We start from the raw sequence: 25,354 nt of genomic DNA, 5'->3' as shown, positions 1-25,354 counted from the left end.
GGTGGAGTGGCCGCGAAGTCACTCAACAGTGCGGTGGATCCGCGTGATCGCTCGCGTCAGCAGGCTGGGTGCCGTTCCCCCGAGTCGACGAGAACGGTGTCCGATGGATCAGCGAACGGTGGCGGTGGCCGACCAGCTCGGCAAGGTGTACGGGTCCGGGCAGGCCGCGGTGACGGCGCTGGCCGGGGTGTCCGCGCAGTTCCGGCGCGGCGAGTTCACCGCCGTGATGGGGCCGTCCGGCTCCGGCAAGTCCACCCTGATGCACTGCCTGGCAGGGCTCGACACGCCCACCTCCGGCAAGGCGTGGGTCGGCGGCGCCGACCTCGGCGCGCTGAAGGAGGCCGAGCTCACCCGGCTGCGGCGCGACAGGATCGGGTTCGTCTTCCAGTCGTTCAACCTGCTGCCCACGCTGACGGCGTGGGAGAACATCGTGCTGCCGCTGACGCTGGCCGGCACCAAGCCCGATCCCGACTGGACGCGGCGGGTGATCGACGCCGTCGGGCTGGGAGACCGGCTGGGGCACCGGCCGTCCGAGCTCTCCGGCGGCCAGCAGCAGCGCGTGGCGTGCGCACGGGCGTTGGTGTCGCGGCCGGAGATCGTGGTCGCCGACGAACCGACCGGCAACCTCGACTCCCGCACCGGCGCGCAGATCCTGGCGTTGCTGCGCCGGTGCGCGAAGGAGTGGGGCCAGACCGTGCTGATGGTGACCCACGACCCGATCGCCGCCGGCTACGCGGACCGCGTGCTGTTCCTCGCCGACGGCCGGATCGTGGACGAGATGGCGGCTCCCACGCCCGACCTGGTGCTGGACCGCATGCGCCACCTCGACGGTCAGGCGGTGCGCGGATGATCCGGGTGGCGTGGAGGTCGATGACCGACAACCGGCTGCGGTTCCTGCTGCCGGCGATCGCGATCGTGTTCGGCGTGGCGTTCGTGACGGGCTCGCTGGTCTACGGCGACACCGTGCGCGCGGCCGTGGAGGGCACTCCCCGGGACTTCGCCGTGCAGGCGGAGCGCGACGACAACGAGCCACTGCCGGCCGCGGCGGTCGACCAGCTCCGCGGTGTGGCCGGGGTGGGCGGCCTGCGCGCGGTCGCCGAGGGGCCGGCGTTCCTGGTGGGCAAGGACAAGACGCTCGTCGGCACGCCGGGCGCGGCGGGCGGCGTGAACTTCGACGCGCAGCGCCACGAGCTGGTCAGCGGGTCGGCGCCGGTCGCGCCGGACGAGATCGCCCTCGACAGGTGGGCCGCCGAACGCACCGGCTACCGGGTCGGCGACCAGGTGCGGGTCGTGGTGGCGGGCGCGGCACGCGACGTGCGGCTGAGCGGCGTGTTCGACTTCCAGAACACCGCGATCGTGCAGGGCGGCACGCTCATCGCGTTCGCGGAACCGGCCGCGCGCGAGCTGTTCGCCGCCGGTGGGTACACGTCGGCGTTGCTCACGACCTCGCCCGGCACCGGGCAGGGCGCGCTGGCCGCCGCGGTGGAGCAGGCGTTGCCCGATCTCCGCACCTACACGGCGGACGAGCTGACCGAGCAGGAGGCGAGCAGCAACAACAAGCTGACCATGATCCTGCTGATCTTCGCGGGTGTGGCGCTGTTCTCGTCGGTCTTCCTGGTGGCCAACACCTTCACGATGCTCGCCGCCGCCAGGTCCCGCGAACACGCGCTGCTGCGGGCGGTCGGCGCCGGACGTCGTTACGTGCTGCGGCTGGTGCTCACCGAGGCGACGCTGCTGGGTGGCGTCGCGACCGTCGCCGGCTACCTGCTGGGCGTCGGGGGAGCGGCGCTGCTCAAGTCGCAGTTCGCCGTGTTCGACGGTGCTCCGGTGCCGTTGCGGCCGTTCACGCCGACGACGTTGCTGGCGGCGTTCGGCGTCGGTCTGGGCGTGACCCTGCTGGCCGCCTGGATCCCGGCCCACCGCGCCGCCGCCGTCCCGCCGGTCGCGGCCCTGCGCACCGGCCTGCCGCCGACGCCGAAGTCGTTGCGGCTCAGGAACATCACGGGCTTCGCGGTCACCGCGCTCGGCACGGCGATGGTCGTGCTCGGCCGCGGCGAGGAGACCATGATCTACCTCGGCGCGCCGACGATGCTGATCGGCCTGATCGTCCTGACACCGTTGCTCGCGTCGGGCCTGACCGCGGTGCTGCGCGGCCCGCTGACCCGCGTCGCCGGCCTCACCGGCACCCTCGCCGTGGAGAACACCCGCCGCAACCCGCGCCGCACCGGCGCGACGGCCAGCGCCCTGATGATCGGCCTCTCGGTCTGCGCCGCCGTCACCGTGCCGATCGCGTCGATCTCCGCGAAGGCGGAGCAGACCGCGAAGTCGTGGAACAACGCCGACGTCCGGCTGGAGGCGCTGCCGTTCGCGGACATCGGCCCGAGCGTGGCCGACGAGATCGCCGCGGTGCCCGGTGTCACGCACGTCACCGCGCTCCGGCAGGCGTTGCTGCCACTGGACAAGGGCTCGTTGCAGGTGACCGCGGTGAACGCCGGCGCGATCAGCGCGCTCGTGCCGTTGCGGATCCGCGAAGGCTCGCTGGACGGGCTCCGTTCCGGTGTCGCGGTGGCGAGCAGCGTCGCCGCGGAACACGGCTGGACCCTGGGATCGGAGGTGGGCGAGGAGAAGCCGCTGCCGGTCGTCGCGATCTTCGACGCCCCGGAGGAGTTCGGCGCCGAGGCCCTGGTGGACACCGCGAACGTCCCTGCCGACGAGCTCTGGAACCGCGAGGTGCTGGTCAAGACCACCGGCTCTCCCGACCAGGTGCGGGACGCCATCCGCGGCGCCCTGGACAACCCGGCCCTGCTGGTGCAGACCCGCGACGAGTACGTCGAGGCCCAGGCCTCCGAGTACGACCTGTACCTCAACCTGCTCTACGCGATGCTGAGCGTCTCGGTCCTGATCGGCGCGATGTCCGTGGTCAACACCATGACGATGTCCACGATGGAACGCATCCGCGAGATCGGCCTGCTGCGCGCCATCGGCCTGGCCCGCTCCCAGGTGGGCTCCGTGCTGCGGATCGAGTCGGTGATCATCGCCGTGATCGGCGCACTGGCGGGCGTCGTGTCCGGCTGCGTGATCGGCGCGATGACGGTGAGCGGCCAGGCGAACACCACCCCGGTGCTCCCGTGGGACCGCCTGGCCGTGTTCATGCTGATCACCGTGGCGATCGGGGTGGGCGCGGCCTTCGTCCCCGCCCGCCGGGCGGCCCGCATCCCGATCCTGACCGCGATCAAGACCGACACCGAGTAGCGCGAGGTTTCGGCCCTTGAACCTTACCGATCGTTCGGTAATCATGGGGTCATCCCGAGACTGAAGTGGACGGTGCCGATGAACGACCGCTCTCACCTGACGACCCGAGCCGCACGGGCGGGCGCCCACGTCGCCCCGGGAGCCGCCCTGCCGCTGGTGCCCGCCCTGCACCAGACCACGGTCTACGGCTACCCGGACCTGGAGTCGCTGCACCGGGTCAACAACGGCGAGGAGCGAGGCCAGGCCTACTACCGCTTCGGCCACTACAACGGCCAGGTGCTCGAACAGGCCGTGGCGGACCTCGAAGGCGCCCAGGACGCCGTCACCACGGCCTCCGGCATGGCCGCGATCACCGGCACCGTCCTCGCCCTGGCCGGCACCGGCGACCACGTCGTGGCCGACCGCAACGTGTACGGCGGCACCCGCAGCCTCCTCGAGACCGACCTGCCCCGCCTGGGCATCGAGACCACCCTCGTGGACGGCGCCGACCTGGCCGAGGTGGGCAGGGCCCTGACCCCGCGCACCAGACTCGTGCTGGTCGAAGCCCTGACCAACCCGACCGTGCGAGTGCCGGACCTCCCGGCCCTGTCCGCCCTGGCGGGCCACGTGGGCGCCAAGCTCGTCGTGGACGCCACCTTCGTGACGCCCGCCCTGCTCCGCCCGCTAGAACACGGCGCGGACCTGGTGTGGCACAGCGTTCCCAAGTACCTGGGCGGCCACTCGGCGGCGATGGGCGGCGTGGTCGCGGGCCCCGCCGACCTGACCACCAGAATCCGTCAGTCGATCGTCCACCTGGGCGCCACCGTGGGCCCCTTCGACGCCTGGATGGCCCTGCTGGGCCTGAAAACCCTGGGCCTGCGCATGAAGGCGCACTCGGCAGGCGCCACCGCGGTGGCCGAGTTCCTGGCCGCACACCCGGCCGTCACGAAGGTCAACCACCCGTCGCGCCCCGACCACCCGCAGGCCACCACCGCCGCGAAGCTCTACCCCGACGGCACCGGCGGCATGCTCTCGTTCGAACTGGAGGCCGGACGCCCGGCAGTCGACCGGCTGATCACCCGTCTGAACGGCACGATCCCGCTCTCGCCGAGCCTCGCCGACGTCTCCACGACGATGATCCACCCGGCCACCACCACCCACAAGGACCTGCCGCGCGAGGAACTGGACGCGCTCGGCATCACCGACGGCCTGATCCGCCTGTCGGTCGGCATCGAGGACCCGGCGGACCTGATCGAGGAACTGGGCGCCGCGCTGACGGCCTGAGACGGGCTGGACGCGCGCTCTCAGCCGGACGGTCGTCAACGCAGGTCGACGGCGTACGCAAGCCCGGCGCGCGCACACAACCGCACTCGCCAACGCAAGGCACCCCACGCACGCAAGCCCGGCGCGCGGTGCCAACCGGACAGCCGTCAACGCAAAGCCAACCACCTACGAGTCCTGGCACGCGATGCCGCAGGCGAGCCCGAACGGGCTGATGCCCGGCTGGTCAGCGGTAGGCCCCAATCGCCACCCACGGGCTTCGACAGGACCCGCGCAAACGCCCTCACAACCGCAGCCCAACCAACAAAACGCGACCAACCCCCGCCACAACAGGAACCGGCCCACGAAACCGACCCACGAAGGCGGCACCCGTTCACTCGCCCAGGTACACCTTCCGCGGAAATGCCGGTCGCACCACCACCCACCCCTACCTTGTCCCCCATGGGTTCTGGCAAGACGTGGAGCGCGGCAGCCCTCTCACTGACTCTCACCGCGGCACTGGCACAACCGGCCACCGCCGCCGCTCCGCTCCTGCCCGACCTCCGCCAGGCCCCGGTGGGCTGCCCCGGCGGCTACACCGGCGACCCGTCGCTGTGCCGTGACTGGGACGTCTGCGTGGTGACGGACCCCAAGGCCCCCAACGGCGACTGCGTGACGTCAGGCGAGATGAAAGCAGTCCGGATCCGCTTCACCACCGCCGTGGACAACGCCGGCGACGGCCCCCTCATGCTGCACGGCCGCCGCCCCAACAGGTCCTCGAACGACATGGACGTCCGCCAGGCCTTCCAGACCGCCCGGGGTGCCGCGATCCCCGCCACCTTCGACGACGCGCGACGGGCCACCGCCACCTCGATGTACTACGAGCCCACTCCGACCCACCTGCACTGGCACCTCATGGGGTTCGCCCGCATGCAACTGCGCACGCCGAACGGCCGGATGGTGGTCGCCGACCGCAAGAACGGCTTCTGCCTGGGCGACCGCTACCGCACCGCCGACGCCGACCGGCTGCCCGGCGCGCAACGGGACGCCGCCAGTCCGGAAGGCCTGCTCGCCGAACGCCTGAGGAAGAGCAACTGCGGCCGCAACGACCCGGACGCCACCGAGATGTTCGAGGGCATCTCGGTCGGCCAGGGCGACGACTACCGCAAGGGCGTCGACTTCCAGTGGCTCGACCTCACCAACGTCACGTCCGGCACCTACGACCTCGTCAACACGGTCAACTCCGACCGCACCCTCGTGGAGTCGCGCTACGACAACAACTCCTCGTCCATCTCGATCTCCGTGCAGTGGCCGGGTGGTGCGAAGCGCCGGCCCGCCGTGATCACCGAGGCCCCCGCCGTCACGCTCCTGAAGAGCTGTCCTGGCACCGATCGCTGCACGGACCAGTCCCGGCAGGCCGGACTCGCGCGCAGCGGTCCTGTCCACGAGCCCGCGCCCGCCAGGCCGGAGTGCGGAACGGACCCGAGCTGTTGCTGCTGCGCCTGCGAATGACGTTGCTCCGTCCCGGGCCAGTTGTATTGGTCGAGTAACGAGTCGGTCGCTCTCAGAGACATCAGCCTTGGTGTCCGCACGAGGCGAGGGTGTGCCGATGAAGATCGACCTGTTCAACGAGATCCAGAACCCCGGCCCTGCTCCCGAGGAGTTCCGCTTCCGTCAGGCCCTCGACCAGGCACGACTCGCCGACGAGCTGGGCTACGGCTGCTGGTGGCAGGTCGAGCACCACGGCGCGGGCGAGTTCAGCCTGTCGTCCGCGCCCGAGTTGATGCTCGCCGCCCTCTCCCAGGCGACCTCCCGCATCCGCCTCGGCCACGCCGCCGTGCTCGCCCCCGGCAAGTTCAACCACCCGATCCGCGTCGCCGAACGCGCCGCCACCCTCGACCACCTGAGCGGCGGCCGCGTCGAGCTCGGCCTCACCCGGTCGACCATCCCCGAGTGGAACCTCTTCGGCGTCGAGCCCGCCGACGCGCGCGCCCAGACCGCGGAGGCGTTCGAGATGGTGCCGAAGATGTGGACCACCGACCGCTTCTCCCACAGCGGCGCGCACTACGACATCTCCGACGTCTCCATCATCCCCAAGCCGCTGCAGAGCCCGCACCCGCCGCTGTGGCAGGCCGCCGCGTCCCCGACGTCGTTCGAGGAGGCCGGCCGCCGGGGCGTGGGCGTCCTCGGCACCACCATCTGGGAGTCCATCGACCGGGTCGCCCGCATGATCGACCTCTACCGCGCGGCCGCCGCCGAGTGCACGAACCCCGTCGGGTCGTTCGTGAACGACCAGGTCGCCTACTTCACCTTCGTGCACTGCGCCGAGACCGACGAGCAGGCCATGCGCAACGGTGCCGCCGCCGCGGCCGCCTGGTACACGGTGACCGCGCTGCGCTTCTTCAACGCCGCAGCCGAGTTCGCCGCGACCATGCAACGCCACCAGGACGTCCTCGCCGCAGGTGACGGCGGCCTCACCGGCGAGTTCCTGCGCGCCGAGGTGGACGCCGCGCCGACCGACGCGCAGCTCGTGATCGGCCGGATCATCCAGGGCGAGGACGTGCCGGAGGACGAGGTGTTCGAGGTGCTGTCGGCGCAGCAGTCGCTCATCGTCGGCAGCCCCGACACGTGCCGCAAGAAGCTGCGGGCCTACGCGGACCTCGGGATCGACCGGCTGATGTGCCTGCAGCAGATCGGGCCGATCGGCGCCGACGAGGTGATGACGAGCATCCGGCTGATCGGGGAGCTCATCCCGGAGTTCGACCGGACCTGAGCCGAGCGGGACGACGAACGGGCGGTTCTGTCCCCGCAACCGCCCGAACGTCCGTTATGGACGTTCTGACCCGTTGCTGCCGGTGCCCGATCTCCTTGTGGCACAAGCTATCGTCGAGTCGGGCACAACCGGAGGAAGTGAGCTCATGGGCAACCTCGGAGCAACCGAACTGCTGATCATCGCGGTCGTCGTCGTGTTGTTGTTCGGCAGCAAGAAGCTGCCGGAGATGGCGCGCTCGCTCGGCCGTTCGGCGAAGATCCTCAAGGCCGAGTCGGCGGGTCTGCAGGAGGAGACGCGCGCCGACACGACCGCGGAGCCCACCCAGGTCGCCAAGCTGCAGCAGCAGATCGACGACCTCCAGCAGCAGCTCAAGAACGCCCAGAGGGGCAGCAATCCGACGGGCTGAGGTCGAGTTCCGGGGGGAGTTGGCGTGACGAACCGCCAGGAGCGCATGCAGTCGCTGATGCGCTCGTTCGAGGAGCAGGCGAAGAAGGCCGGTGCGCTGCAGCAGGCGATGAAGGACCTGCGCGGCGTCGGCCGCAGCCGGGACGGGGCGGTCACCGTGACCGCGGCCACCTCCGGTGCCGTGCTCGGGTTGCAGCTGCAGCCGAACGCCATGAACCGATCACACGTCCAGCTGCAGCAGGAGATCCTCGACGCCATCAGGATGGCGACGCAGAACGCCGCGCAGCAGCTCGAGCAGGCCGTGGCGCCGATCCTCGGCGACCAGCTGCAGCAGTTCAAGGACGGCATGCTCGCGTCGGGCGTCGAACCGATCATGCCGTCGGCACCTCCGCCACCGGGCCCGCAGCAAACGCAGCCGCAACCTCAGCAGCCCGCGCGGAACCGGCCGGCCCAGGAGCACGTCGACGAAGAGGAACCGCCGAGCACGTACCTGAGGTAGGGGGAACCAGGTGAACTTCCAGATCCAGCCGGACGCGCTGACCGCGTTCGCGAAGGGCAGCGACAGCCTCGCGGACAAGTTCGGCGCACTCGCGAAGCTGCTCGAACAGGCGCGGGTCGACGACCAGTGCTTCGGTCCGATCGGCGACGCGGTCGGGCTCTCCAGCGGGTACTTCAAGAGCCTGCAGGAGTGCCAGCAGCTCGCGGCGGACGCGCAGGGCTTCCTGAAGCAGACCGGCGCGCAGCTGCAGGAGACGTTCGACGTGTACCGGGGTGTCGACCAGGGGCTCGGGCAGGCGTTCGGGCAGCTCGGCAAGGGACTCGGGGCCTCGTGAGCGGGCCCGGCACGTTCGCCGGCCTCAACGACGGCGACCAGAAGAACTGGTTCGAGCAGGCCGCAGGGCGCGGCAGCTCGGCCTACAGCGCGATCTCCGATCTCGCGGACGCCACCTCGCCGCCGCAGATGACCGCCGCGACGATCTCCGGCCGCCTGGAGCTGCTGCAGACGCTCGCGAGTCCCGGGCAGGCGTTGCTGGACAACGGGCTCGGCTTCCTCGTGTCGATCGTGCTCAGCCCGCTGATCGAGCTGGCGGAGTGGGCGATCGGCGACCCGGAGCAGATGCGCGCGACCGGCGAGGGCTGGGAGGAGGTCGCGAAGTGGCTCGACGAGGTCGCCGAGTCCGAGAAGAAGCGCGGCGCGGCCACCGCCGGGATGTGGGTCGGCGCCGCGGGTGACGGGTTCCGCAAGCAGGTCGACGAGTTCGCAGGGGGAGTCGAGGCGCTCGCGGAGGACATCCGCGGCCTGAAGCAGACCCTGGAGACCATCGCCGAGCTCTTCGACATGTTCGTCGAGTTCGTGATCCAGGTGCTCACCGAGCTGATCATCGGGTTGATCGTCCAGTGGCTCGCCGCGCTGGCCGCTTCGTGGATCACCGCGGGCGGGTCGGTCGCGGCGGCGGGTGCGACGACGACCGTGCAGGTCGGCAGCACCGGCGTGCGGATCACGATGCGCGTGTCGAAGCTCCAGATGGAGCTCTTCAAGGCCGTGCAGCAGATCGAGAAGCTGCTGGTCCGGCTGCGCGGCCCGCTGCGCCAGGTCATCCAGCGGATGAACGGCCTGCGCGGCGGCAACATGGCGCAGCAGTTCGCCGGCCGCCACCTCGGGTCGAACCCGATCGTCAACGTCCTCACGCGGGCGGACGGCAGTTCGCTCGCCTCGACCACGGCGAACCGGTTCATGCAGGGCGTCACCGGCGAGGGGGCGCTCGCGAGCAACGTCGCGCAGACCGTGCTCACCGGCGCGCTCGGCGGCCAGACGAGGATCACCGGCGCGCTCTTCGACGCGGGCGTCGGCACGGCGGTCGACGGTGCCGTCAAGTTCGGCAGCCAGGAAGCCTACGACGCTGCGCGGAACAAACCGTCCGAAGAGGAGCGTCGCGACGCTCAGGAACGCGGGTTCAGCTGGTGAAGCTCGACGGCGTGCTCGCCCTCCGGCAGTCCTGGTGCCAGGCGGGCGAACCGATCCTGCTGTGCGTCGGCACCGACGTCGCGAGCACCAGGTTCGACCTCAAGGGGCTCGACTGGCAGGGCCGTCCGGAACGCAGCGGCCTCGGCAGGGTCGCCGGAGCGTTCGGCAACGCGGCGGCGGGGGTCCTGGACGCCGCGCTCGCGGGCAGCGGCCCGGAGGACGGTGGCGCCGACGTCCCGCACGTCGTGGCCTGGGGACCGCACGCCGGCACCACCACTCAGCTCTGTCAGCCGGTCGCCGGAGTGTCCTGGCTGGTGCTGACGCCGGGCAGGCTCGCACGGGTGGCGCTCGTCGAGGAGCCCGCCGAGCCCGAACCCGAGGACAAGAGCCTCCTGGGCCGGGTGAGCAGCTTCGCGAAGAGCGCGAAAGAGGTGTTCAGCACCAAGAGCCCATACCCTCCTCACCAGCCGATCGAGACCGCCGACGTCACCACGGTCGCCGAGGTGACGCGCGACCGGATCGCGTCCGTCGGGCTCGCCGAGCGGAAACTCCCCAAGCAGTACCAGATCCGCGACGTCCACGTGCTGCGCGTGTCCTTCGTGGACGGTTCCGGGCTCGACGTGGTCACCTCGTCGCCGGAGAACGCGCGGCGCCTGCTCGCCATGGCCAACGGACAGGGGTGACCGTGCCCAGGGACAGGTTCAAGCTCGCCGAGATCGCCCAGAAGCACTGGGCCCGGCCCGGTGAGCAGATCGTGTGGGCCGTCGAACGCAAGGGCCACGTCGGCTCGGCGGGCACGGCCCCGCACCGGATCGTGACCGCGGTGCCGGACGCCGGGATCGCCGATCCCGAGTGGCCGTTGCCGACCGCCGCCGTGAGCAGCGGGCGGTTCGGCGACGACGAGTGGGCGCACGACCCGGCGGTGTGGGGCTGGGCGCACGCACGAGCACCCGAGCAGATCTCCGTGCGGTGGGCGGACCTGTTCACCGCCGGCCGTGACGAGTGCTGGCTGCTGCTGAGCAACCAGCGGCTGGGCCTCGTCGTCGAGGGCGAGGTCCTGGCGCCGGAACGCGGTGGCCTGTTCAGCCGGTCCCGCGAACCGCAGCCCGAGCCGTTGGTCACCTGGTGGGAGGCCCCGGTCGGCACGGCGCGCAGGTTCGTGGCGGTGCCGCTCGGCCGGCAGGTCGAGCCGGAGTGGTTCGTGCGGATCGAGTTCGCCGACGGGTCCGCGTTCGACTTCCGGGACCCGCAGGCGGAGCAGTCCGTCCGCACGGCCCACGCGAACCTGTAGACGGCGAAGGGCGCGCCCGGCGAATGCCGGACGCGCCCCGTGGGTCACGTCACTACACGATCTTGTCGAAGGTGTTCCAGCCCTGGCCGATCTGGCGCGAGGCGCTGTAGGCGTCGCCGTTGTCGCGGTTGATGTTGTTGGCGTAGAGCCACAACGTGCCGTCGGTGCGGCGGGCGACGAGGTCGGTGTAGCCGTCGCCGGTGACGTCGGCCGGGATGATGTCGAGGTTGCCCCAGCCCTGGCCGATCTGACGGGACGCGCTGTAGGCGTCGCCGTTGTCGCGGTTGATGTTGTTGGCGTACAGCCACAACGTACCGTCGGCGCGGCGGGCGATCAGGTCGGTGTAGCCGTCGCCGGTGACGTCGGCCGGGATGATGTCGAGGCCGCCCCAGCCCTGGCCGATCTGCCGCGAGGCGCTGTAGGCGTCGCCGTTGTCCCGCACGAAGTTGTTGGCGTACAGCCACAGGGTGCCGTCGGCCTTGCGGCCCACGAGGTCGGTGAAGCCGTCACCGGTCACGTCCGCGCCGATGATCTTGTCGAAGACGTTCCACCCCTGGCCGATCTGACGGGACGCGCTGTAGGCGTCGCCGTTGTCGCGGTTGTAGTTGTTCGCGTACAGCCACAACGTGCCGTCGGCCTTGCGCGTCACCAGGTCGGTGTAGCCGTCGCCGGTCACGTCGGCGTTGATGATCTCGGTGAAGCCGTCCCAGCCGTGGCCGAGCTGGCGGGTGGCGCTGTAGGCGTCGCCGTTGTCGCGGACGATGTTGTTGGCGTAGAGCCAGAGCGTGCCGTCGGGCTTGCGGGCCACCAGGTCGTGGTACGAGTCGCCGGTGACGCTGTGGCCGGCCTTCTCCTCAGGGCCGCTGCCGCCGGAGCCGACGCCCGCGGGGGAGATGTAGCCGTCGATGTCCCCGTTCGAGAGGCTGTAGTTGGCGCGGGTGACCCTGCTCGCGTCGCCCTGGTTGCCGCCGATCGTGTAGACGCGGGAGCTGGTGGAGCTCGTCACGATCGCGACGTGGTCGATCGGGTGGTCGTCACCGGAGCGGTGGTCCCAGTCGAAGACGATCGCGTCGCCCGGTTGTGGCTTGTAACCGCTCGACCGGGAGTGGTACAGCCCGCGCTTCGTGCCGTACGTCTTGAACGACTGCGCCCAGCCGTCCAGGCCCTTGAGGTCCGAGACGCCTGCCCGGTCCCACACCCAGCGGGCGAACTCGGCGCACCAGGCCATGCCGCAGCTGTTGAAGTAGCCCGGGTTGCACGCCGAGCCACCGATCTGGCCTGCCGCGATGCTGACGATCCCGTCTCTGGACGGGGCGGCCTGGGCGGGCGGTGCCATCAGCAGCGCGCCGGACGCCATGGCGATCGCGGCGGCCAGCATCCGGATTCCTGACTTCTTCACGGGATCTCCCTCTGGAGTGGGGCGGCTCGGTGGTGGCCGGGCCGCTGACAGATCCCAAGGTCGCGAGGCGGGGTTTCAAGATGGTTCAGGAATCCTTTATCCGCTGGACGAACGCGGTGGCGGCCGCCTCGTCGCAGCGACGGGTGCGCCACCTGGGGCAACAGCCCGCGTCCGGACGGCGTTCGGCGCGTTAAAGAAAAATTCCAGGACCCGCGGGCACCCTCTGGCGACCACGCGTGAAGCAGGAGGAGCACGTTTTGGAGAAGGTGTCGCTGGCGGATCCCGCGGTCGCGGCGATCCCGGTGCGCGAACGCGACGAGCCCCTGGTCGACCTGCGCACCGTCGCGGCCCTCAAGCTCGACCGCCGCTTCGCCGACGACGAGGGCCGCTACGCCCAGTTGCGCATCGGCGTGGTGGATCGGCTCGTGACGGCGCAAACCCTGCTGCCCCAGGGGTTCCGGCTGCTGGTCGTCGAGGGGTACCGGCCGCTCGCGCTGCCGAGGTCGTTCGAGCCGGCCGCCTCTGGGTTCGGGTCTCCGCACGTCGCGGGCGCCGCGGTCGACGTGACGCTGTGCACCGTGGACGAGGTCGAGCTCGACCTGGGAGCGATCGACTCCGTCACGACGGAGAGCGGTTACACGGCCGAGGCGCGGCACAACCGGGACGTCCTGGCGGAGGCGTTGCGGGGCGCGGGACTGGTGAACTGCCCCAGTGCGTGGTGGCACTGGTCCTACGGCGACCGGTACTGGGCGTACCTGACCGGGTCGCCCCAAGCCTGGTACGGACCGGCACTGCCCTGAACCTGCCCGAACGGGCGGGCGATCTGATCTACTTCCCCTTGGTGACACCGGGGAGGTCGCGTCTTTTGCTGGAGTTCCGGTTGCTCGGCCCCGTCGAGGCCGTGATCGGTGGAACGTCCGTACCACTCGGCGGCCTCAAGCCGCAGGTGCTGCTCGCCGCACTGGTGCTGGAGCGGGGAAAGGTCGTCTCGACCGGCCGGCTCGTCGAGCTGGTGTGGGGCGAGGACCCGCCCACCAGCGCCCGGTCGCTCGTCCAGACGTACGTCTCGAAGCTGCGCAAGGCGCTGGCCGACCACGGCGCGCCCGACGTGATCGTGTCGAGGTCGCCCGGCTACCTGGTCCGGCTCGACGGCGCCCAGGTCGACGCCGACGTGCTGGCTCTCCTGCTCTCCCAGGCGAAGCAGGAGAGCCAGGCGCACGCCGCGCGGCTGCTGAACGAGGCGGTCTCGTTGTCGCGCGGCCCCGCGTTGTCGGGGTTGCAGGACACGTTGCTGCGCGGCGAGGCCAGGCGTCTCGACGAGCTCTTCGTGTCCGTGCAGGAAGAACGCTTCGCCACCGAACTGGGTCTCGGCCGGGTCGACCACCTCGCCGAGCTCACCGGCGCGGTGACGAGGCACCCGGCGAACGAACGGCTGCGCGGCCAGCTGATGGTCACGCTCTACCGGCTGGGACGGCAGGCCGACGCGCTGGCGTGCTACCGCGAGGGCAGGGACGCGCTCGTCGACGAACTGGGCGTGGAGCCGGGTTCCGAGATCGTCGCCATCCACTCGGCGATCCTGCGCGGCACGCTGGAGCTCGTCCCTGCCGAGGTGGCACCGGTCGCCCAGGCCGCCGTGGTGCCCGCGCAGCTGCCCGCGTCACCCGCCGACTTCACCGGCCGCGTCCACGAGCTCGCCGCGCTGGCCGCAGGGCTCTCCGGCGAGGCGGCCGCCGTGCACGTCGTTGCGGGACAAGGCGGATGCGGCAAGTCCGTGCTGACGGTCCGCGCCGCGCACGAGGCCTGCGGCTCGTTCCCGGACGGCCAGCTGTACGCCGAACTGCGTGGCACCTCGGACGTTCCGGCGACGCCCGGTGAGATCCTGGGCCGGTTCCTGAGCGCGCTGGGCATCGAGACCGCGCAGCTGCCCGAGTCGACGCAGGAACGCCAGGAGCTCTACCGGACCCTGGTGTCCGGCCGCAGGGTGCTCGTCGTGCTGGACGACGCCGCGTCCGAGGAGCAGGTGCGGCCGCTGCTGCCGGGCGCGGCCCGGTGCGCCGTGCTGATCTCGTCCCGCGACCGCCTCGCCGGGCTGGCCGGCGCGCTGTTCACCGAGCTGGACCTGGTGACGCCGCAGGAGGCGCACGACCTGCTCGCGCGGATCGCGGGCGACGCCCGGCTGGCGGGTGAGGAGGCCTCCGCCCGCCGGATCGTCGACGCCTGCGGCCGATTACCCCTGGCGTTGCGGATCGCCGGAGCCCGCCTCGCCTCGCAACGCCGGCTGCCGTTGCAGGTGCTCGCCGACCGCCTGACCGACGAACGCCGCCGCCTCAACGAACTCTCCGCGGGCGACCTGGCCGTGCGCAGCAGCATCTCGCTGAGCTACCGCGCCCTCGACGCCGCCGCGCGCACCGCCCTGGGCCGCATGGGACACCTGGGCCTGCCCGACTTCTCCACGTGGGTCGTCAGCTGGATGCTCCAGACGTCCGAGGCGGAGGCCGAGAAGGTGCTGGAGGTGCTGGTCGACGCGCAGCTCGCGACGTTGTCCGGCGCCGACGCGACCGGAGTCCTGCGCTACCGCCTGCACGACCTGGTCCGCCTCTACGCCCGCGAACGGGCCGAGGCGGACGAACCCGCGGAGCTGACCGCCTCCACCGCCCGCGTCCTCGACGGCTGGATCGCCCTGCTCGGCCGCGCCACCCGCAAGAACCCTCCCGCGGAGTCCACCTGGCACCCCGCCGCCGGCCACCGCGACCCCGACGACATCGCCGACCTGGCCGCCCGCCTGCCGGTCGACCTGGACTCCTGGATGCAGGGCGAGGAGCCTGCCCTCGCCGTGGCCGTGGAACGCGCCGCGGCGACCGGCCTGCACCGCCAGGTCTGCGACTTCGTGGCGGCCCACACCGCCATCGAGCAGGTGACCAACCGCAAGGACCTCCGCGACCGCCTCATCGCCCTCGCGATGACGTCCGCGCAGCACACCGGCGACCCCGCCGTGCAGGCCGACGTCCTGGCCCAGCTGGCCCGCCTGCGCTACGCCCAGGACCGCTTCGCCGAGTCCCGCCAGCTCTTCGGCGAGGCGCTGAGCCTCTGCCGCAACCTGCACGACGTCCGGGGCCAGGCCGCCGCGCTGGCGGGCATGGGCGTCGCCTGCAGGGAACCGGGCCACCTCACCGAGGTCGTGCACTTCCTCAGCCAGGCCGCCACCCTCTCGCACGCCCTGGACGACCAGGTCCGCATCGGCCAGGTGCTGCGCATCCGCGGCTCCGTCCACCTGGAACTGGGCGACTACCCGGCGGCCTGGTCGGACCTGGAGGAGTCCCTCGCCGCCTACCAGCGCGCCGGCAGCCGGCGAGGAGTCGCCCTGTCGTTGCGCAGCATGGGTCTCTACCACCGGGCCCGCGGCGACTACGACGAGTCCATGGCCGCCTGCGCCGACGCCGCCACGATCTTCGCGGAACTGGGCGACGACCTCATGCACTCCTACGCCGTGCGGGCCCACGCCAAGGCCCAGCTGCGCGCGGGTTTCGCCGGTGAGGCGTTGCCCCGCCTGGAAGCCGCCCTCGCCACGGTCCAGGCCAACGACGACCGCTGGGGCCAGGCGGCCACCCTGCGCGTGCTGGGCCAGCTGCACCTGGCCGAAGGCCGGCTGGACCTCGCCGAGGACTACCTGGACGCCGCGATGTCGTTGTGGGACAGCATGGAGACCCTGCTCTGGAGGGCGCGCACCGAACACGACCTCGCCCAGCTGCACCGCGCCCGCGGCGAGACCGACCTGGCCGACGCCGCGTTCGCCCGCGCACGGGCCGTCTTCCACGCGCGCGGCTCGCGCGAGGACAAGGAGAACCGCTGACTAGGTCGTCGGAGCCTCCAGCGGCAGCCGCACCTGGAAGCGCGTGTCACCGGGTACCGACTCCACGCGGATGTCGCCGTGGTGCTTGTTGACCACGATCCGCCACGAGATCTCCAGGCCGAGCCCCGTGCCCTCGCCGACCGGCTTGGTGGTGAAGAACGGTTCGAAGATGCGGTCCTTCACCCCGGCCGGGATGCCGGGCCCGGTGTCGCCGATCTCCACGACGAGGAGGTGGTCCTGCCCGAACGTGCGCACGGTCAGCGTGCCGGTCCCGCCCATCGCGCTCAGCGCGTTGTCGATCATGTTCGTCCACACCTGGTTGAGCTCACCGGCGAACGCGGAGATGCGCGGCAGCGTGCGGTCGTAGTCCTTGACCACCCGCACGTCGCCGAGCTTGCCGCCGAACATGACCAGGGTGGAGTCGAGCAGCTCGTGCACGTCGACCACCTGGAACGGCGCGCGGTCCATCTGGGAGTACTGTTTGGCCGCGCCGACCAGGGTGGACACGCGGGTGGTGGCGTCCTCGATCTCGTTCATCAGCATCTCGGTCTCGACCGTGTACCGCAGCCAGTAGACGGCCGAGCCGGTCATCGCGGCCGGGCACTGCGTCAGCGACGTCTCCAGCCACTCGACGTCGAGGCCGCCCGCGACCAGGACGGGCGCGAGCTCCCAGCCGCCGCTGATGTCGTGGTCGTCGAGCCAGTCGGAGACCTCGTCCTCGGCGTCGCTGGTCTCGAGCGGGCTGAGCTTCGGCGCCTTGGCGACCCGTTCGACCGCCTTCTCCTGCAGCTTCACCAACGCGGGCAGCTCGGCCGGGTCGAGCGCGCCCTGGGCCAGCAGCGCGAGCTTGTGCCGCATGCCCGCGACCCGTTCGCGCAGGGCGGCGGTCGCCCGGACGGCCGCGGCGGCGGGGTTGTTCAGCTCGTGGGTGAGGCCCGCGGACAGCGCGCCGAGCGCGGTGAGGCGTTCGTGCTGGCCCACGGTCGCCTGGGTGTTGCGCATGCCCCAGAACAGGCCTTCGAGCAGGTGCATCGCCATCGGGAACCAGGTGCGGATCATCGGCCCGAACTCGTCCGCGTCGAACTGGAGCATCGACGTGGCCGTGATCGACTCGACGGTCATCTGGTAGGTCGGCTGGTCGAGCTCCAGGTACGCCTGGGTGGCGCCGAAGTACGAGCCGCGCTGCTCGCTGCGGCTCACCTCGATGCGCTGGCCGCCGATCGTGCGGCAGAGCGCGACCGTGCCTTCCAGCAGCACGAAGAAGCACGTCGCGGGCTCGCCCTCGGTGAGCACGGGCGTGCCGGCCGGGCGGGTCTCGATGTGGCCGTGCCCCGCGAGCCACTCCAGCTGGGCGTCGTCGAGCTTCTCGAACAGGAACAGTTCGCGCAGCTGCGCGGGGGTGAGCCTGTCCATCAGGACCTCTCCAGGTAGCGGTGGACCAGGGTGACGGCCATGGCGCCCTCGCCGACGGCGGACGCGACGCGCTTCACCGAGTCGGCGCGGACGTCGCCCGCCACGAACACGCCCGGCACGTTCGTCTCCAGGTGGTATGGCGCCCGGCCGAGGTCCCAGCCGGGCGGTGTGGTGCCGAGGTCGGGGCCGGCGAGCAGGAAGCCGCGGTCGTCGCGTTCCAGTGTGCCGTCCAGCCAGTCGGTGCGCGGGGCGGCGCCGATGAACGCGAACAGCCAGCTGGCCTTGACCGTCGTCCGCTCGCCGGTCTTGTTGTGCAGCAACGTGAGCGTCTCCAGGTGGTCGTCACCCGTGCCGGAGCAGACCTCCGTGTGCGTGCGCACCTCGACGTTCGGGATGGCGTCGAGCTGGTCGATCAGGTACCGCGACATCGACTGCTCCAGCGAGTCGCCGCGCACCAGGATCACGACCTTGTTCGCGTGCCCGGAGAAGTAGACGGCCGCCTGCCCCGCCGAGTTCGCGCCGCCGACGAGGTAGACGTCCTGACCGGCGCAGTTCGGGCCCTCGGTGGTGGAGGCGCCGTAGTAGACGCCGCGCCCGGTCAGCTCGCCGAGTCCCGGCGCGTCGAGCAGCCGGTACGACACGCCGGTCGCGAGGATGACGGTGTGCGCGGCGAGCTCCGTGCCGTCACCGAACCGGACGACACGGGCGGAACCCCGGCGTTCCAGCGAGACGACGTCCCGCGTGGTGAGCAGCTCGACCCCGAACTTCACCGCCTGCCTGCGGGCGCGTTCGGTCAGCTGCCCGCCGGACACGCCGTCGGGGAAGCCCAGGTAGTTCTCGATGCGGCTGCTGGTGCCCGCCTGGCCGCCGGTCGCGATCCGTTCCACGAGGACGGTCCGCAGCCCCTCCGACCCGCCGTACACCGCGGCGCCGAGCCCCGCCGGTCCGCCACCGACGACGATCAGGTCGTAGAAGTCGGCCGACGGCTGCGTGCTCAGCCCCACCTCGGCCGCCAGGTCCGCGTCGGACGGGTCCACCAGCGCCTTGCCCTGCGCCGTGACCACGACCGGCAGGACCGTGCCGTCCTGGTGCGCCGCCGTGAGCAGGCACTGCGCCTCCGGTTCCTCCAGCGCGTGCCAGACGAACGGGACGCTGTTGCGCGCCAGGAAGTCCCGCACCTCGTAGGACCGCGGCGACCACCGGTGCCCGACCACCCGCACCCGCTGCGGCGGCTGCCGGTCGCTCACCGCCCACGCCCGCAGCTGCTCGTCGAGCACGGGGTAGAGGTTCTGCTCCGGCGGGTCCCACGGCTTGAGCAGGTAGTGGTCGAGGTCCACGACGTTGATCGCCTGGATCGCCGCGTCGGTGTCCGCGTACGCCGTGAGCAGCACCCGGCGGGCCTGCGGGAACACGTCCATCGCCTGCTCGAGGAACTCGATGCCGCTCATCTGCGGCATCCGGTAGTCGGCCAGCAGCGCCGCGACCTCCTCGCCGCGCAGCTTGATCTCGTGCAGGGCCTCCAGCGCCTGCGCGCCGGACTCCGCCCGCACGATCCGGTAGTGCTCGCCGTACTGACGGCGCAGGTCGCGCGCCACGGACCGGGACACGGCCGGGTCGTCGTCCACCGTGAGAATCGAAGGCCGCGCGACGCGACCGGCAGTCGTCATGCGTCCAGTCAAACACCAGAAGTTGTCGATGTCCGCAACAGAGGTAACGTCGTCCCGTGACCACCAGTACCTGTGCCCACGTCGCCGAGCTCGGAGCCGAGCCCACACCGTCCACGTTGGAGGGCTGCGAGGACTGCCTGGCCGTCGGCGGCCGGTGGGTGCACCTGCGCCTGTGCCTCGGCTGCGGCAAGGTCGCCTGCTGCGACTCCTCGCCCGCCAAGCACGCCTCCAAGCACTTCGCCGACGAGGGCCACCCGATCATCAGGTCGTTCGAGCCCGGCGAGACCTGGCGCTGGTGCTTCGTGGACAACACCCTCGTCTGACCCGCCCGCTCGCCTGATAGTCGCCGGCTATCAGGCGATAGAAACGTTCGTTTGGACAGTGGATCCCTTGCCGGAGGAAGGTCGGAATCGCTCGGCCAAGACGATTCCGGCAAGGGAGACCCGCAATGGCGAAGGTCCTGTGCGTCCTCTACGACGACCCCATCAACGGCTACCCCAAGACCTACGCGAGGGACGGCCTGCCGCACCTCGACGGCTATCCCGGCGGCCAGACGCTGCCCACGCCGTCCGCGATCGACTTCACCCCCGGCCACCTGCTCGGCAGCGTGTCCGGTGAGCTGGGGCTGCGGCAGTACCTGGAGAGCCAGGGCCACACGCTCGTCGTCACCTCGGACAAGGACCGCGACGGCTCGGTGTTCGACCAGGAGCTCACCGACGCGGACGTGGTCATCTCCCAGCCGTTCTGGCCCGCGTACCTGACTGCGGAACGCATCGCCCGCGCGCCGAAGCTCAAGCTCGCGCTGACGGCGGGCATCGGGTCGGACCACGTCGACCTGGACGCGGCCATCGCGCACGGCGTCACGGTGGCGGAGGTGACGTACTGCAACTCCATCAGCGTCGCCGAGCACGTGGTGATGTCGATCCTCAACCTGGTGCGCAACTTCGTGCCGTCGCACCAGATCGTGCTGGACGGCGGCTGGAACATCGCGGACGCGGTGGCCCGGTCGTACGACGTCGAGGGCATGCACGTCGGCACGGTCGCGGCCGGGCGCATCGGCCTCGCGGTGCTCAAGCGGCTGGCGCCGTTCGACATGCACCTGCACTACACCGACCGCCACCGCCTGCCGGAGAGCGTCGAGCGCGAGTACAACCTCACGTTCCACGAGAGCGCGGCGGCCATGGTCCCGCACTGCGACGTGGTGACGATCAACGCGCCGCTGCACCCCGAGACCGAGAGCCTGTTCGACGACGAGCTGATCGGCACCATGAAGCGCGGCGCCTACCTGATCAACACCGCCCGCGCGCGCATCGCCGACCGCGACGCCGTGGTCAGGGCGTTGCAGAGCGGCCAGCTCGCCGGCTACGCGGGCGACGTGTGGTTCCCGCAGCCCGCGCCCGCCAACCACCCGTGGCGCACCATGCCGAACCACGGCATGACCCCGCACATCTCGGGCAGCTCGCTGTCGGCGCAGGCCCGGTACGCGGCCGGCACGCGGGAGATCCTGGAGTCGTTCTTCGCCGGCACGCCGATCCGCGACGAGTACCTGATCGTCGACGGCGGCAAGCTCGCCGGCACCGGCGCGCACTCGTACTCCACGAACAGCTGATGACCGCGAAGACCGAAGCGGCGCAGGCGGTCCTGGCCGCCAAGGCACGGCTCGGGCTCAGCTGGGCCGCGATCGCGGACGCGCTGGACCGGCCGCTGGTGTGGACGACCTCGGCGCTCCTCGGCCAGCACCCGGTGCCGGCCGACGTCGCCTCCGCGGCGGGCTCGTTGCTGGAGCTGTCCACCTCGGAGGTAGCGGCACTGGTGGCCCAGCCGACCAGGGGCGCACTGGACACGGCGGTGCCGGTCGACCCGACGATCTACCGGTTCTACGAGGTCATCCAGGTCTACGGGCCGACGATCAAGGAACTGATCCACGAGCAGTTCGGCGACGGGATCATGAGCGCGATCAACTTCCGGATGAACGTCGAACGCGTCGAGGACCCGGCGGGCGACCGCGTGGTCGTCACCCTCGACGGGAAGTTCCTGCCCTACCAGTGGTGACCGAACACCCGGTTCGGTGATTGCCGCAGCGCGGGCGGCGGACGTTCGATGGGCACATGAGCGAACTGACGCTGGACCCGAAGACGACCGCGGTGGTGCTGATCGAGTACCAGAACGACTTCACCAGCGAGGGCGGCGTGCTGCACGGCGCGGTGTCCGAGGTGATGGACAGGACGGGAATGCTCGGCAAGACCATCGCGGTCGTCTCGGCGGCACGTTCCGCCGGAGCGACGATCATGCACGCGCCGATCACGTTCGCCCAGGGTTACCACGAGATCTCGTCCCACCCGTACGGGATCCTGAAGGGCGTCGTGGACGGCAACGCGTTCGTCAAGGACAGCTGGGGCGCGGCGATCACCGACGAGCTCGCGCCGCAGCCGGGTGACATCGTGGTCGAGGGCAAGCGCGGGCTGGACACGTTCGCGAGCACCAACCTCGACTTCATCCTGCGCAGCAAGGGGATCACGACGATCGTGCTCGGCGGGTTCCTGACGAACTGCTGCGTCGAGTCGACCATGCGCACCGGCTACGAGAACGGCTACCGCGTCATCACGCTGACCGACTGCGTGGCCGCGACGTCGGTGGCCGAGCACGACAACGCCCTCACCTACGACTACCCGATGTTCTCCCTCCCGGTGAGCGCGGAGAAGGTGATCGCCGCGCTGGCCTGACGTTCCCGCAGGGCCAGCCACACGCGGTCACGGGTGAGCGGGAGCCCGGTGAACCTGATCCCGGTCGCGGCGCGCACGGCGTTCGCGAGCGCGGGTGCCACCGGGTTGAACGGGCTCTCGCTCATCGACTTGGCCCCCAGCGGTCCCAGCGCGTCGTCGGTCCGGGTGAAGCAGACCTCGGTGGGAGGGACGTCGGCCAGTTGCGGCAGCCGGTACTGCCGGAACGCCGCGGTGGTGACCCTGCCCTCGTCGTCCGTGCGGACGTGCTCGAACAGCGCGGCCCCGAGCGCCTGCGCCACCCCGCCCTCGACCTGGCCGCGGCACTGCATCGGGTTCATCACCTGGCCCGCGTCGGCGGCGTGGACGCTGCGCAGGATCCTGATCTCGCCGGTGCCGGGGTCGACCGCGACCCGGAACCAGTGCGTGTTGAACGCCACCGAGCGCGGCGTGCCCTCGAAGTGCCCGTGTGCCAGCAACTCCCGTCCGGCGCCGATCGCGGCCTGGTGGAGCTCCTTGAGCAGCAACGGTTTTCCGTCGCACCGGACGGCCTCGTCGACCAGGACGCATTCGGTCGCACCGGTGTGTTCTCGGGCGAACGCCACGATCTTTTCGGCCAGCGCGGTCGCCGCACGCAGGACCGCCTTGCCCGCGACGACGATGCCGGTCGACCCGAACGCCCCGGTGTCGTGCCGCACCACGTCGGTGTCGGACTGCCGGACCGCGAACCTGTCCACGGTCGTGCCCAGCGCGCCGGCCGCGATCTGGCGGTGCACGGTGGTGGTGCCGTTGCCGAACTCGGCCGTGCCGACCGCGATGTCGAACGTGCCGTCGGCGAGCAGCGCGACCGAGGCGTCGGCGAAGTGGCCGCGCGGGGGAGTGGTCGCGATCATCGCGAGCCCGGTGCCTTCGCCTGTCAGCCATCCCGCCGGCGCGTCGTCCTTCGTGGACTGCGCGGCGCGCACGATCTCCAGGCACTGGTCCAGTCCGTAGCTGCCGACGACCAGGTCCTCCTCGACGCCGTGGGCGCTGATCATCGGGTCGCCTGCCCGCAGGACGTTGCGCTCCCTGACGTCCAGCGGGTCGAGCCCGAGCCGGTGCGCGATCTCGTCGAGCGCCGACTCGACCGCGAACATCACCTGGCCTAGCCCGTACCCCCGGAACGCGCCCGCCGGAACGTTGTTGGTGTAGACGCACCACGCGTCGGCCTGCTTGTGCGGCGCCCGGTACATGGCCAGGGACTCGCCGCACGCGTGGAACAGCACGCCAGGCCCGTGGTTGCCGTACGCGCCGGTGTCCGACAGCACCCGCAACCGCAGCGCGGTGAGCGTGCCATCCTGCTTCGCGCCCGCCGTCACGCGCACGTGGAACGGATGCCGCGTGGTCGCGCCATGGAACTGCTCGGCACGGGTGAACTCCAGCTTGACGGGCCTCCTCAGCCTGAGCGCGGCGAGCACCAGCACATCCTCGACCAGCATCTCCTGCTTGCCGCCGAACCCGCCGCCCACCCGTCCCGCCACCACCCGCACGGAGTCCTCGTCGAGGCCGAACACCCGGCACAGCGCCCGCCGGGTGAGGAACGGGACCTGGCTGCTCGTCCGCACGACCAGCCTGTTCGTCTCGTCCTCGAACCACACCACGGCGCCGTGCGTCTCCAGGTGTGCGTGCTGCACCCGTTGCGTGTGGAACTCCTCTTCGTACACCACGTCCGCCTCGGCCAGCCCGGCCTCGACGTCACCCGTGCCACCGTGCAGCTCGGCCACGACCTTCCCCAGCCGCAACGCTTCTTCGGCGTCCAGCACCACCGGCAACGGCTCGTACGTCACCTCGATCCGGCCCAGTGCGTCCTCCGCGGCCGCCTCGCTGTCCGCCACGACGGCCGCGACCCGTTGCCCGACATGGCGCACGACGTCGTCCAGCACCCGCGTGTCGTCAGGGTCGTCGGTGTGGTGCTCGTGCTGAGCGCTGGAGAACCTCATGTCCGGCGCGTCGTGGTGGGTGAGCACGAGATGCACGCCAGGCACCTCGTACGCCCTCGTCGTGTCGATGTTCGCGATGCGCGCGTGGGCGTGCGGCGAACGCAGGAGCTTCATGTGCAGCAACCCGGGCACGTCCACGTCGAACGTGAAGCGCGCCCTTCCGGTCACCACCTCGGGCCCGGCGGGCGCGGGCAGGTTCCGCCCGACCGCCTCGCCCGCTCCGGGTTCCTCGACGTGCTTCACCCCGCGGACAGCGTCCTGGATCGCGCGGTATCCCGTGCAGCGGCAGAGGTTTCCCTTGAACGCCCGCGGCAGGTCAGCCCGTTGCCCTTCATCGAGCTTCGCCGTGGTCATGATGAACCCGGCCGTGCAGAACCCGCACTGAAACCCCTGTGCGTCAAGGAACCTCTGCTGCACCGGATGCAGCTCGTCCTGCGCGAGCCCCTCGATGGTCGTGACGTCCTTGTCCCGGGCCCGCTGAGCCGGATACAGACAACTGTGCACCGGCCGGCCGTCCACGTGCACGGTGCACGCCCCGCAGTCACCGGCGTCGCACCCCTTCTTGACCCCGAAACACCCCTGCTCCCGCAGGAAAGTCCGCAAGCACTGCCCAGGCCTCGGTGCCGCGTCGTGCGCGTGGCCGTTGATCCTCACGACAGCTCCCGCCGGATCTCCTCGGCCAGCCGGAACGTCATGTGCCTGCGCCACAACGGATGCCCGTGCACGTCGTCGAACCAGTCGTTGATGAGCGCGATCTCGTCACTCAACTCCGCTTCGGACGGCACCCGGTCGAACGCGAGCACGTGCGGCCTCGTCGTCGAAGCCGTGACGGTCAACCGGAACCCGTCGCCGAGCGTGCCGATGACCAGGGCCGCCGACCGCCCCAGCCCGTACAGCGAACACTGCCGGAACGCCGTCCGCTCATGCGGCACGACCGTCACCGACCGCAGGTACTCGCCCTCACCGAGATCCCTGAGTCCCGCGCCCAGCACGAAGTCCCTGGTCCACCGCTCGGTCCCGTCCTGCGCCACCACCCGGCACTCGCCCCCGAACGCGGTGGTCAGCGAGATCATCGGCCCGGCGGGCAACGCGTTGCAGAGGTTCCCGCCCACCGTCGCCACGTGCCAGATCTTGAACGACGCGAGGAACGCCTCCGCGCACTCCCGCACCAACCTGACCGGCACGCTCTCGACGAGTTCCTCGATCGTGCAGGTGGCCGCGATCTCCACCCGGCCGCCGTGGTCCAGGACCGGTTCCCAGCCGTGCAGGGTGAGGTCGACCAGCCGGCGGACGTGCGGCTGCGGTTCGGAGAACAGGTACGTCCCGCCCGCGAGCCACGCGTCACCCGGCAACCACGGCCCGCCCGGCGCGCACACCTCCGCCACCGTGTTCAGATCCAC

22 protein-coding genes are annotated in these 25,354 nt (G+C 71.1%); 17 read left to right on the top strand and 5 right to left on the bottom strand.

What is annotated here, in order from left to right:
• The first annotated feature begins 103 nt into the window (after nucleotides 1–103).
• From ACQEU1_RS07380 to ACQEU1_RS07330, 11 genes are all read left to right on the top strand, one after another.
• Nucleotides 104–850: an ABC transporter ATP-binding protein gene (locus tag ACQEU1_RS07380; RefSeq protein WP_433197608.1), complete on the top strand. Its 747-nt coding sequence runs from the start codon at nucleotides 104–106 to the stop codon at nucleotides 848–850.
• Nucleotides 851–870: 20 nt separating this feature from the next.
• Nucleotides 871–3,252: an ABC transporter permease gene (locus ACQEU1_RS07375; RefSeq protein WP_433197605.1), complete on the top strand. Its 2,382-nt coding sequence runs from the start codon at nucleotides 871–873 to the stop codon at nucleotides 3,250–3,252.
• 78 nt (nucleotides 3,253–3,330) lie between these two features.
• Nucleotides 3,331–4,515, top strand: a complete 1,185-nt coding sequence (locus tag ACQEU1_RS07370) for a trans-sulfuration enzyme family protein (protein ID WP_433197603.1) — start codon at nucleotides 3,331–3,333, stop codon at nucleotides 4,513–4,515.
• A 438-nt stretch (nucleotides 4,516–4,953) separates the two neighbouring features.
• Nucleotides 4,954–6,003: a lysyl oxidase family protein gene (locus tag ACQEU1_RS07365; protein ID WP_433197601.1), complete on the top strand. Its 1,050-nt coding sequence runs from the start codon at nucleotides 4,954–4,956 to the stop codon at nucleotides 6,001–6,003.
• A 97-nt stretch (nucleotides 6,004–6,100) separates the two neighbouring features.
• Nucleotides 6,101–7,264: an LLM class flavin-dependent oxidoreductase gene (locus ACQEU1_RS07360; RefSeq protein WP_433197599.1), complete on the top strand. Its 1,164-nt coding sequence runs from the start codon at nucleotides 6,101–6,103 to the stop codon at nucleotides 7,262–7,264.
• A gap of 145 nt (nucleotides 7,265–7,409) precedes the next feature.
• Nucleotides 7,410–7,670: a Sec-independent protein translocase subunit TatA gene (gene tatA, locus ACQEU1_RS07355; protein WP_433197597.1), complete on the top strand. Its 261-nt coding sequence runs from the start codon at nucleotides 7,410–7,412 to the stop codon at nucleotides 7,668–7,670.
• A gap of 24 nt (nucleotides 7,671–7,694) precedes the next feature.
• Nucleotides 7,695–8,168, top strand: a complete 474-nt coding sequence (locus tag ACQEU1_RS07350; RefSeq protein WP_433197595.1) for a YbaB/EbfC family nucleoid-associated protein — start codon at nucleotides 7,695–7,697, stop codon at nucleotides 8,166–8,168.
• A gap of 10 nt (nucleotides 8,169–8,178) precedes the next feature.
• Nucleotides 8,179–8,502 carry a hypothetical protein gene (locus tag ACQEU1_RS07345; RefSeq protein ID WP_433197593.1) on the top strand — a complete coding sequence of 108 codons (324 nt, stop codon included), beginning with the start codon at nucleotides 8,179–8,181 and terminating at the stop codon, nucleotides 8,500–8,502.
• Nucleotides 8,499–9,635, top strand: a complete 1,137-nt coding sequence (locus tag ACQEU1_RS07340) for a WXG100 family type VII secretion target (protein ID WP_433197591.1) — start codon at nucleotides 8,499–8,501, stop codon at nucleotides 9,633–9,635. Before ACQEU1_RS07345 ends, ACQEU1_RS07340 begins: the two co-directional genes overlap by 4 nt.
• Entirely contained in the window at nucleotides 9,632–10,318 is a 687-nt protein-coding gene (locus ACQEU1_RS07335) for a hypothetical protein (protein WP_433197589.1), read from the top strand. Before ACQEU1_RS07340 ends, ACQEU1_RS07335 begins: the two co-directional genes overlap by 4 nt.
• 2 nt (nucleotides 10,319–10,320) lie before the next feature.
• Nucleotides 10,321–10,926, top strand: a complete 606-nt coding sequence (locus ACQEU1_RS07330) for a hypothetical protein (RefSeq protein WP_433197587.1) — start codon at nucleotides 10,321–10,323, stop codon at nucleotides 10,924–10,926.
• A gap of 52 nt (nucleotides 10,927–10,978) precedes the next feature.
• On the opposite strand, the gene ACQEU1_RS07325 is transcribed toward ACQEU1_RS07330, so the two are convergent.
• On the bottom strand, nucleotides 10,979–12,325 hold the full coding sequence (locus ACQEU1_RS07325) for an FG-GAP-like repeat-containing protein (protein WP_433197585.1): 1,347 nt from the start codon (nucleotides 12,323–12,325) through the stop codon (nucleotides 10,979–10,981).
• A 236-nt stretch (nucleotides 12,326–12,561) separates the two neighbouring features.
• Here ACQEU1_RS07325 and ACQEU1_RS07320 point away from each other — a divergent pair, with 236 nt between their 5' ends.
• Nucleotides 12,562–13,125: a M15 family metallopeptidase gene (locus tag ACQEU1_RS07320; RefSeq protein WP_433197583.1), complete on the top strand. Its 564-nt coding sequence runs from the start codon at nucleotides 12,562–12,564 to the stop codon at nucleotides 13,123–13,125.
• Between the two features lie 41 nt (nucleotides 13,126–13,166).
• On the top strand, nucleotides 13,167–16,175 hold the full coding sequence (locus ACQEU1_RS07315; RefSeq protein ID WP_433197581.1) for a BTAD domain-containing putative transcriptional regulator: 3,009 nt from the start codon (nucleotides 13,167–13,169) through the stop codon (nucleotides 16,173–16,175).
• Here ACQEU1_RS07315 and ACQEU1_RS07310 read toward each other — a convergent pair whose 3' ends face one another.
• Both ACQEU1_RS07310 and ACQEU1_RS07305 read right to left on the bottom strand, forming a co-directional pair.
• Nucleotides 16,176–17,588, bottom strand: a complete 1,413-nt coding sequence (locus ACQEU1_RS07310; protein ID WP_433197579.1) for an ATP-binding protein — start codon at nucleotides 17,586–17,588, stop codon at nucleotides 16,176–16,178.
• Complete coding sequence (locus ACQEU1_RS07305; RefSeq protein WP_433197577.1) at nucleotides 17,588–19,255, bottom strand: FAD-dependent oxidoreductase; 1,668 nt, start codon at nucleotides 19,253–19,255, stop codon at nucleotides 17,588–17,590. Before ACQEU1_RS07305 ends, ACQEU1_RS07310 begins: the two co-directional genes overlap by 1 nt.
• Nucleotides 19,256–19,311: 56 nt before the next feature.
• On the opposite strand from ACQEU1_RS07305, the gene ACQEU1_RS07300 reads away from it, so the two are divergent.
• The 4 genes from ACQEU1_RS07300 (at nucleotide 19,312) to ACQEU1_RS07285 (ending at nucleotide 21,978) form a co-directional block, all read left to right on the top strand.
• A complete protein-coding gene (locus tag ACQEU1_RS07300) occupies nucleotides 19,312–19,578 on the top strand; it encodes a UBP-type zinc finger domain-containing protein (protein ID WP_433197575.1) in 267 nt (88 codons plus the stop codon).
• Nucleotides 19,579–19,703: 125 nt separating this feature from the next.
• Nucleotides 19,704–20,864: an NAD-dependent formate dehydrogenase gene (locus ACQEU1_RS07295; RefSeq protein WP_433197573.1), complete on the top strand. Its 1,161-nt coding sequence runs from the start codon at nucleotides 19,704–19,706 to the stop codon at nucleotides 20,862–20,864.
• A complete protein-coding gene (cynS, locus tag ACQEU1_RS07290; protein WP_433197571.1) occupies nucleotides 20,864–21,307 on the top strand; it encodes a cyanase in 444 nt (147 codons plus the stop codon). The genes ACQEU1_RS07295 and cynS overlap by 1 nt, the downstream gene beginning before the upstream one ends.
• Before the next feature lie 56 nt (nucleotides 21,308–21,363).
• Nucleotides 21,364–21,978 carry a cysteine hydrolase gene (locus ACQEU1_RS07285; RefSeq protein WP_433197569.1) on the top strand — a complete coding sequence of 205 codons (615 nt, stop codon included), beginning with the start codon at nucleotides 21,364–21,366 and terminating at the stop codon, nucleotides 21,976–21,978.
• On the opposite strand, the gene ACQEU1_RS07280 is transcribed toward ACQEU1_RS07285, so the two are convergent.
• Entirely contained in the window at nucleotides 21,921–24,608 is a 2,688-nt protein-coding gene (locus tag ACQEU1_RS07280) for a molybdopterin-dependent oxidoreductase (RefSeq protein ID WP_433197567.1), read from the bottom strand. The two genes, ACQEU1_RS07285 and ACQEU1_RS07280, sit on opposite strands and share 58 nt — an antisense overlap.
• Nucleotides 24,605–25,354 (bottom strand): FAD binding domain-containing protein, encoded by a 750-nt coding sequence (locus tag ACQEU1_RS07275; RefSeq protein WP_433197565.1) that lies wholly within the window; start codon nucleotides 25,352–25,354, stop codon nucleotides 24,605–24,607. The genes ACQEU1_RS07280 and ACQEU1_RS07275 overlap by 4 nt, the downstream gene beginning before the upstream one ends.

The organism is Lentzea sp. CA-135723, from assembly GCF_050936595.1.
Classification (GTDB): Bacteria; Actinomycetota; Actinomycetes; order Mycobacteriales; family Pseudonocardiaceae; genus Lentzea.
This window is presented reverse-complemented; position numbering and strand designations above follow the sequence as displayed.

Excerpts from the sequence above, each read along its gene's own strand:
- ACQEU1_RS07305 (WP_433197577.1), bottom strand. The coding sequence starts at position 19,255 with ATGACGACTGCCGGTCGCGTCGCGCGGCCTTCGATTCTCACGGTGGAC.
- cynS (WP_433197571.1), top strand. The coding sequence starts at position 20,864 with ATGACCGCGAAGACCGAAGCGGCGCAGGCGGTCCTGGCCGCCAAGGCA.
- tatA (WP_433197597.1), top strand. The coding sequence starts at position 7,410 with ATGGGCAACCTCGGAGCAACCGAACTGCTGATCATCGCGGTCGTCGTC.
- ACQEU1_RS07380 (WP_433197608.1), top strand. The coding sequence starts at position 104 with ATGGATCAGCGAACGGTGGCGGTGGCCGACCAGCTCGGCAAGGTGTAC.
- ACQEU1_RS07375 (WP_433197605.1), top strand. The coding sequence starts at position 871 with ATGACCGACAACCGGCTGCGGTTCCTGCTGCCGGCGATCGCGATCGTG.
- ACQEU1_RS07365 (WP_433197601.1), top strand. The coding sequence starts at position 4,954 with ATGGGTTCTGGCAAGACGTGGAGCGCGGCAGCCCTCTCACTGACTCTC.
- ACQEU1_RS07370 (WP_433197603.1), top strand. The coding sequence starts at position 3,331 with ATGAACGACCGCTCTCACCTGACGACCCGAGCCGCACGGGCGGGCGCC.
- ACQEU1_RS07295 (WP_433197573.1), top strand. The coding sequence starts at position 19,704 with ATGGCGAAGGTCCTGTGCGTCCTCTACGACGACCCCATCAACGGCTAC.
- ACQEU1_RS07360 (WP_433197599.1), top strand. The coding sequence starts at position 6,101 with ATGAAGATCGACCTGTTCAACGAGATCCAGAACCCCGGCCCTGCTCCC.
- ACQEU1_RS07285 (WP_433197569.1), top strand. The coding sequence starts at position 21,364 with ATGAGCGAACTGACGCTGGACCCGAAGACGACCGCGGTGGTGCTGATC.
- ACQEU1_RS07310 (WP_433197579.1), bottom strand. The coding sequence starts at position 17,588 with ATGGACAGGCTCACCCCCGCGCAGCTGCGCGAACTGTTCCTGTTCGAG.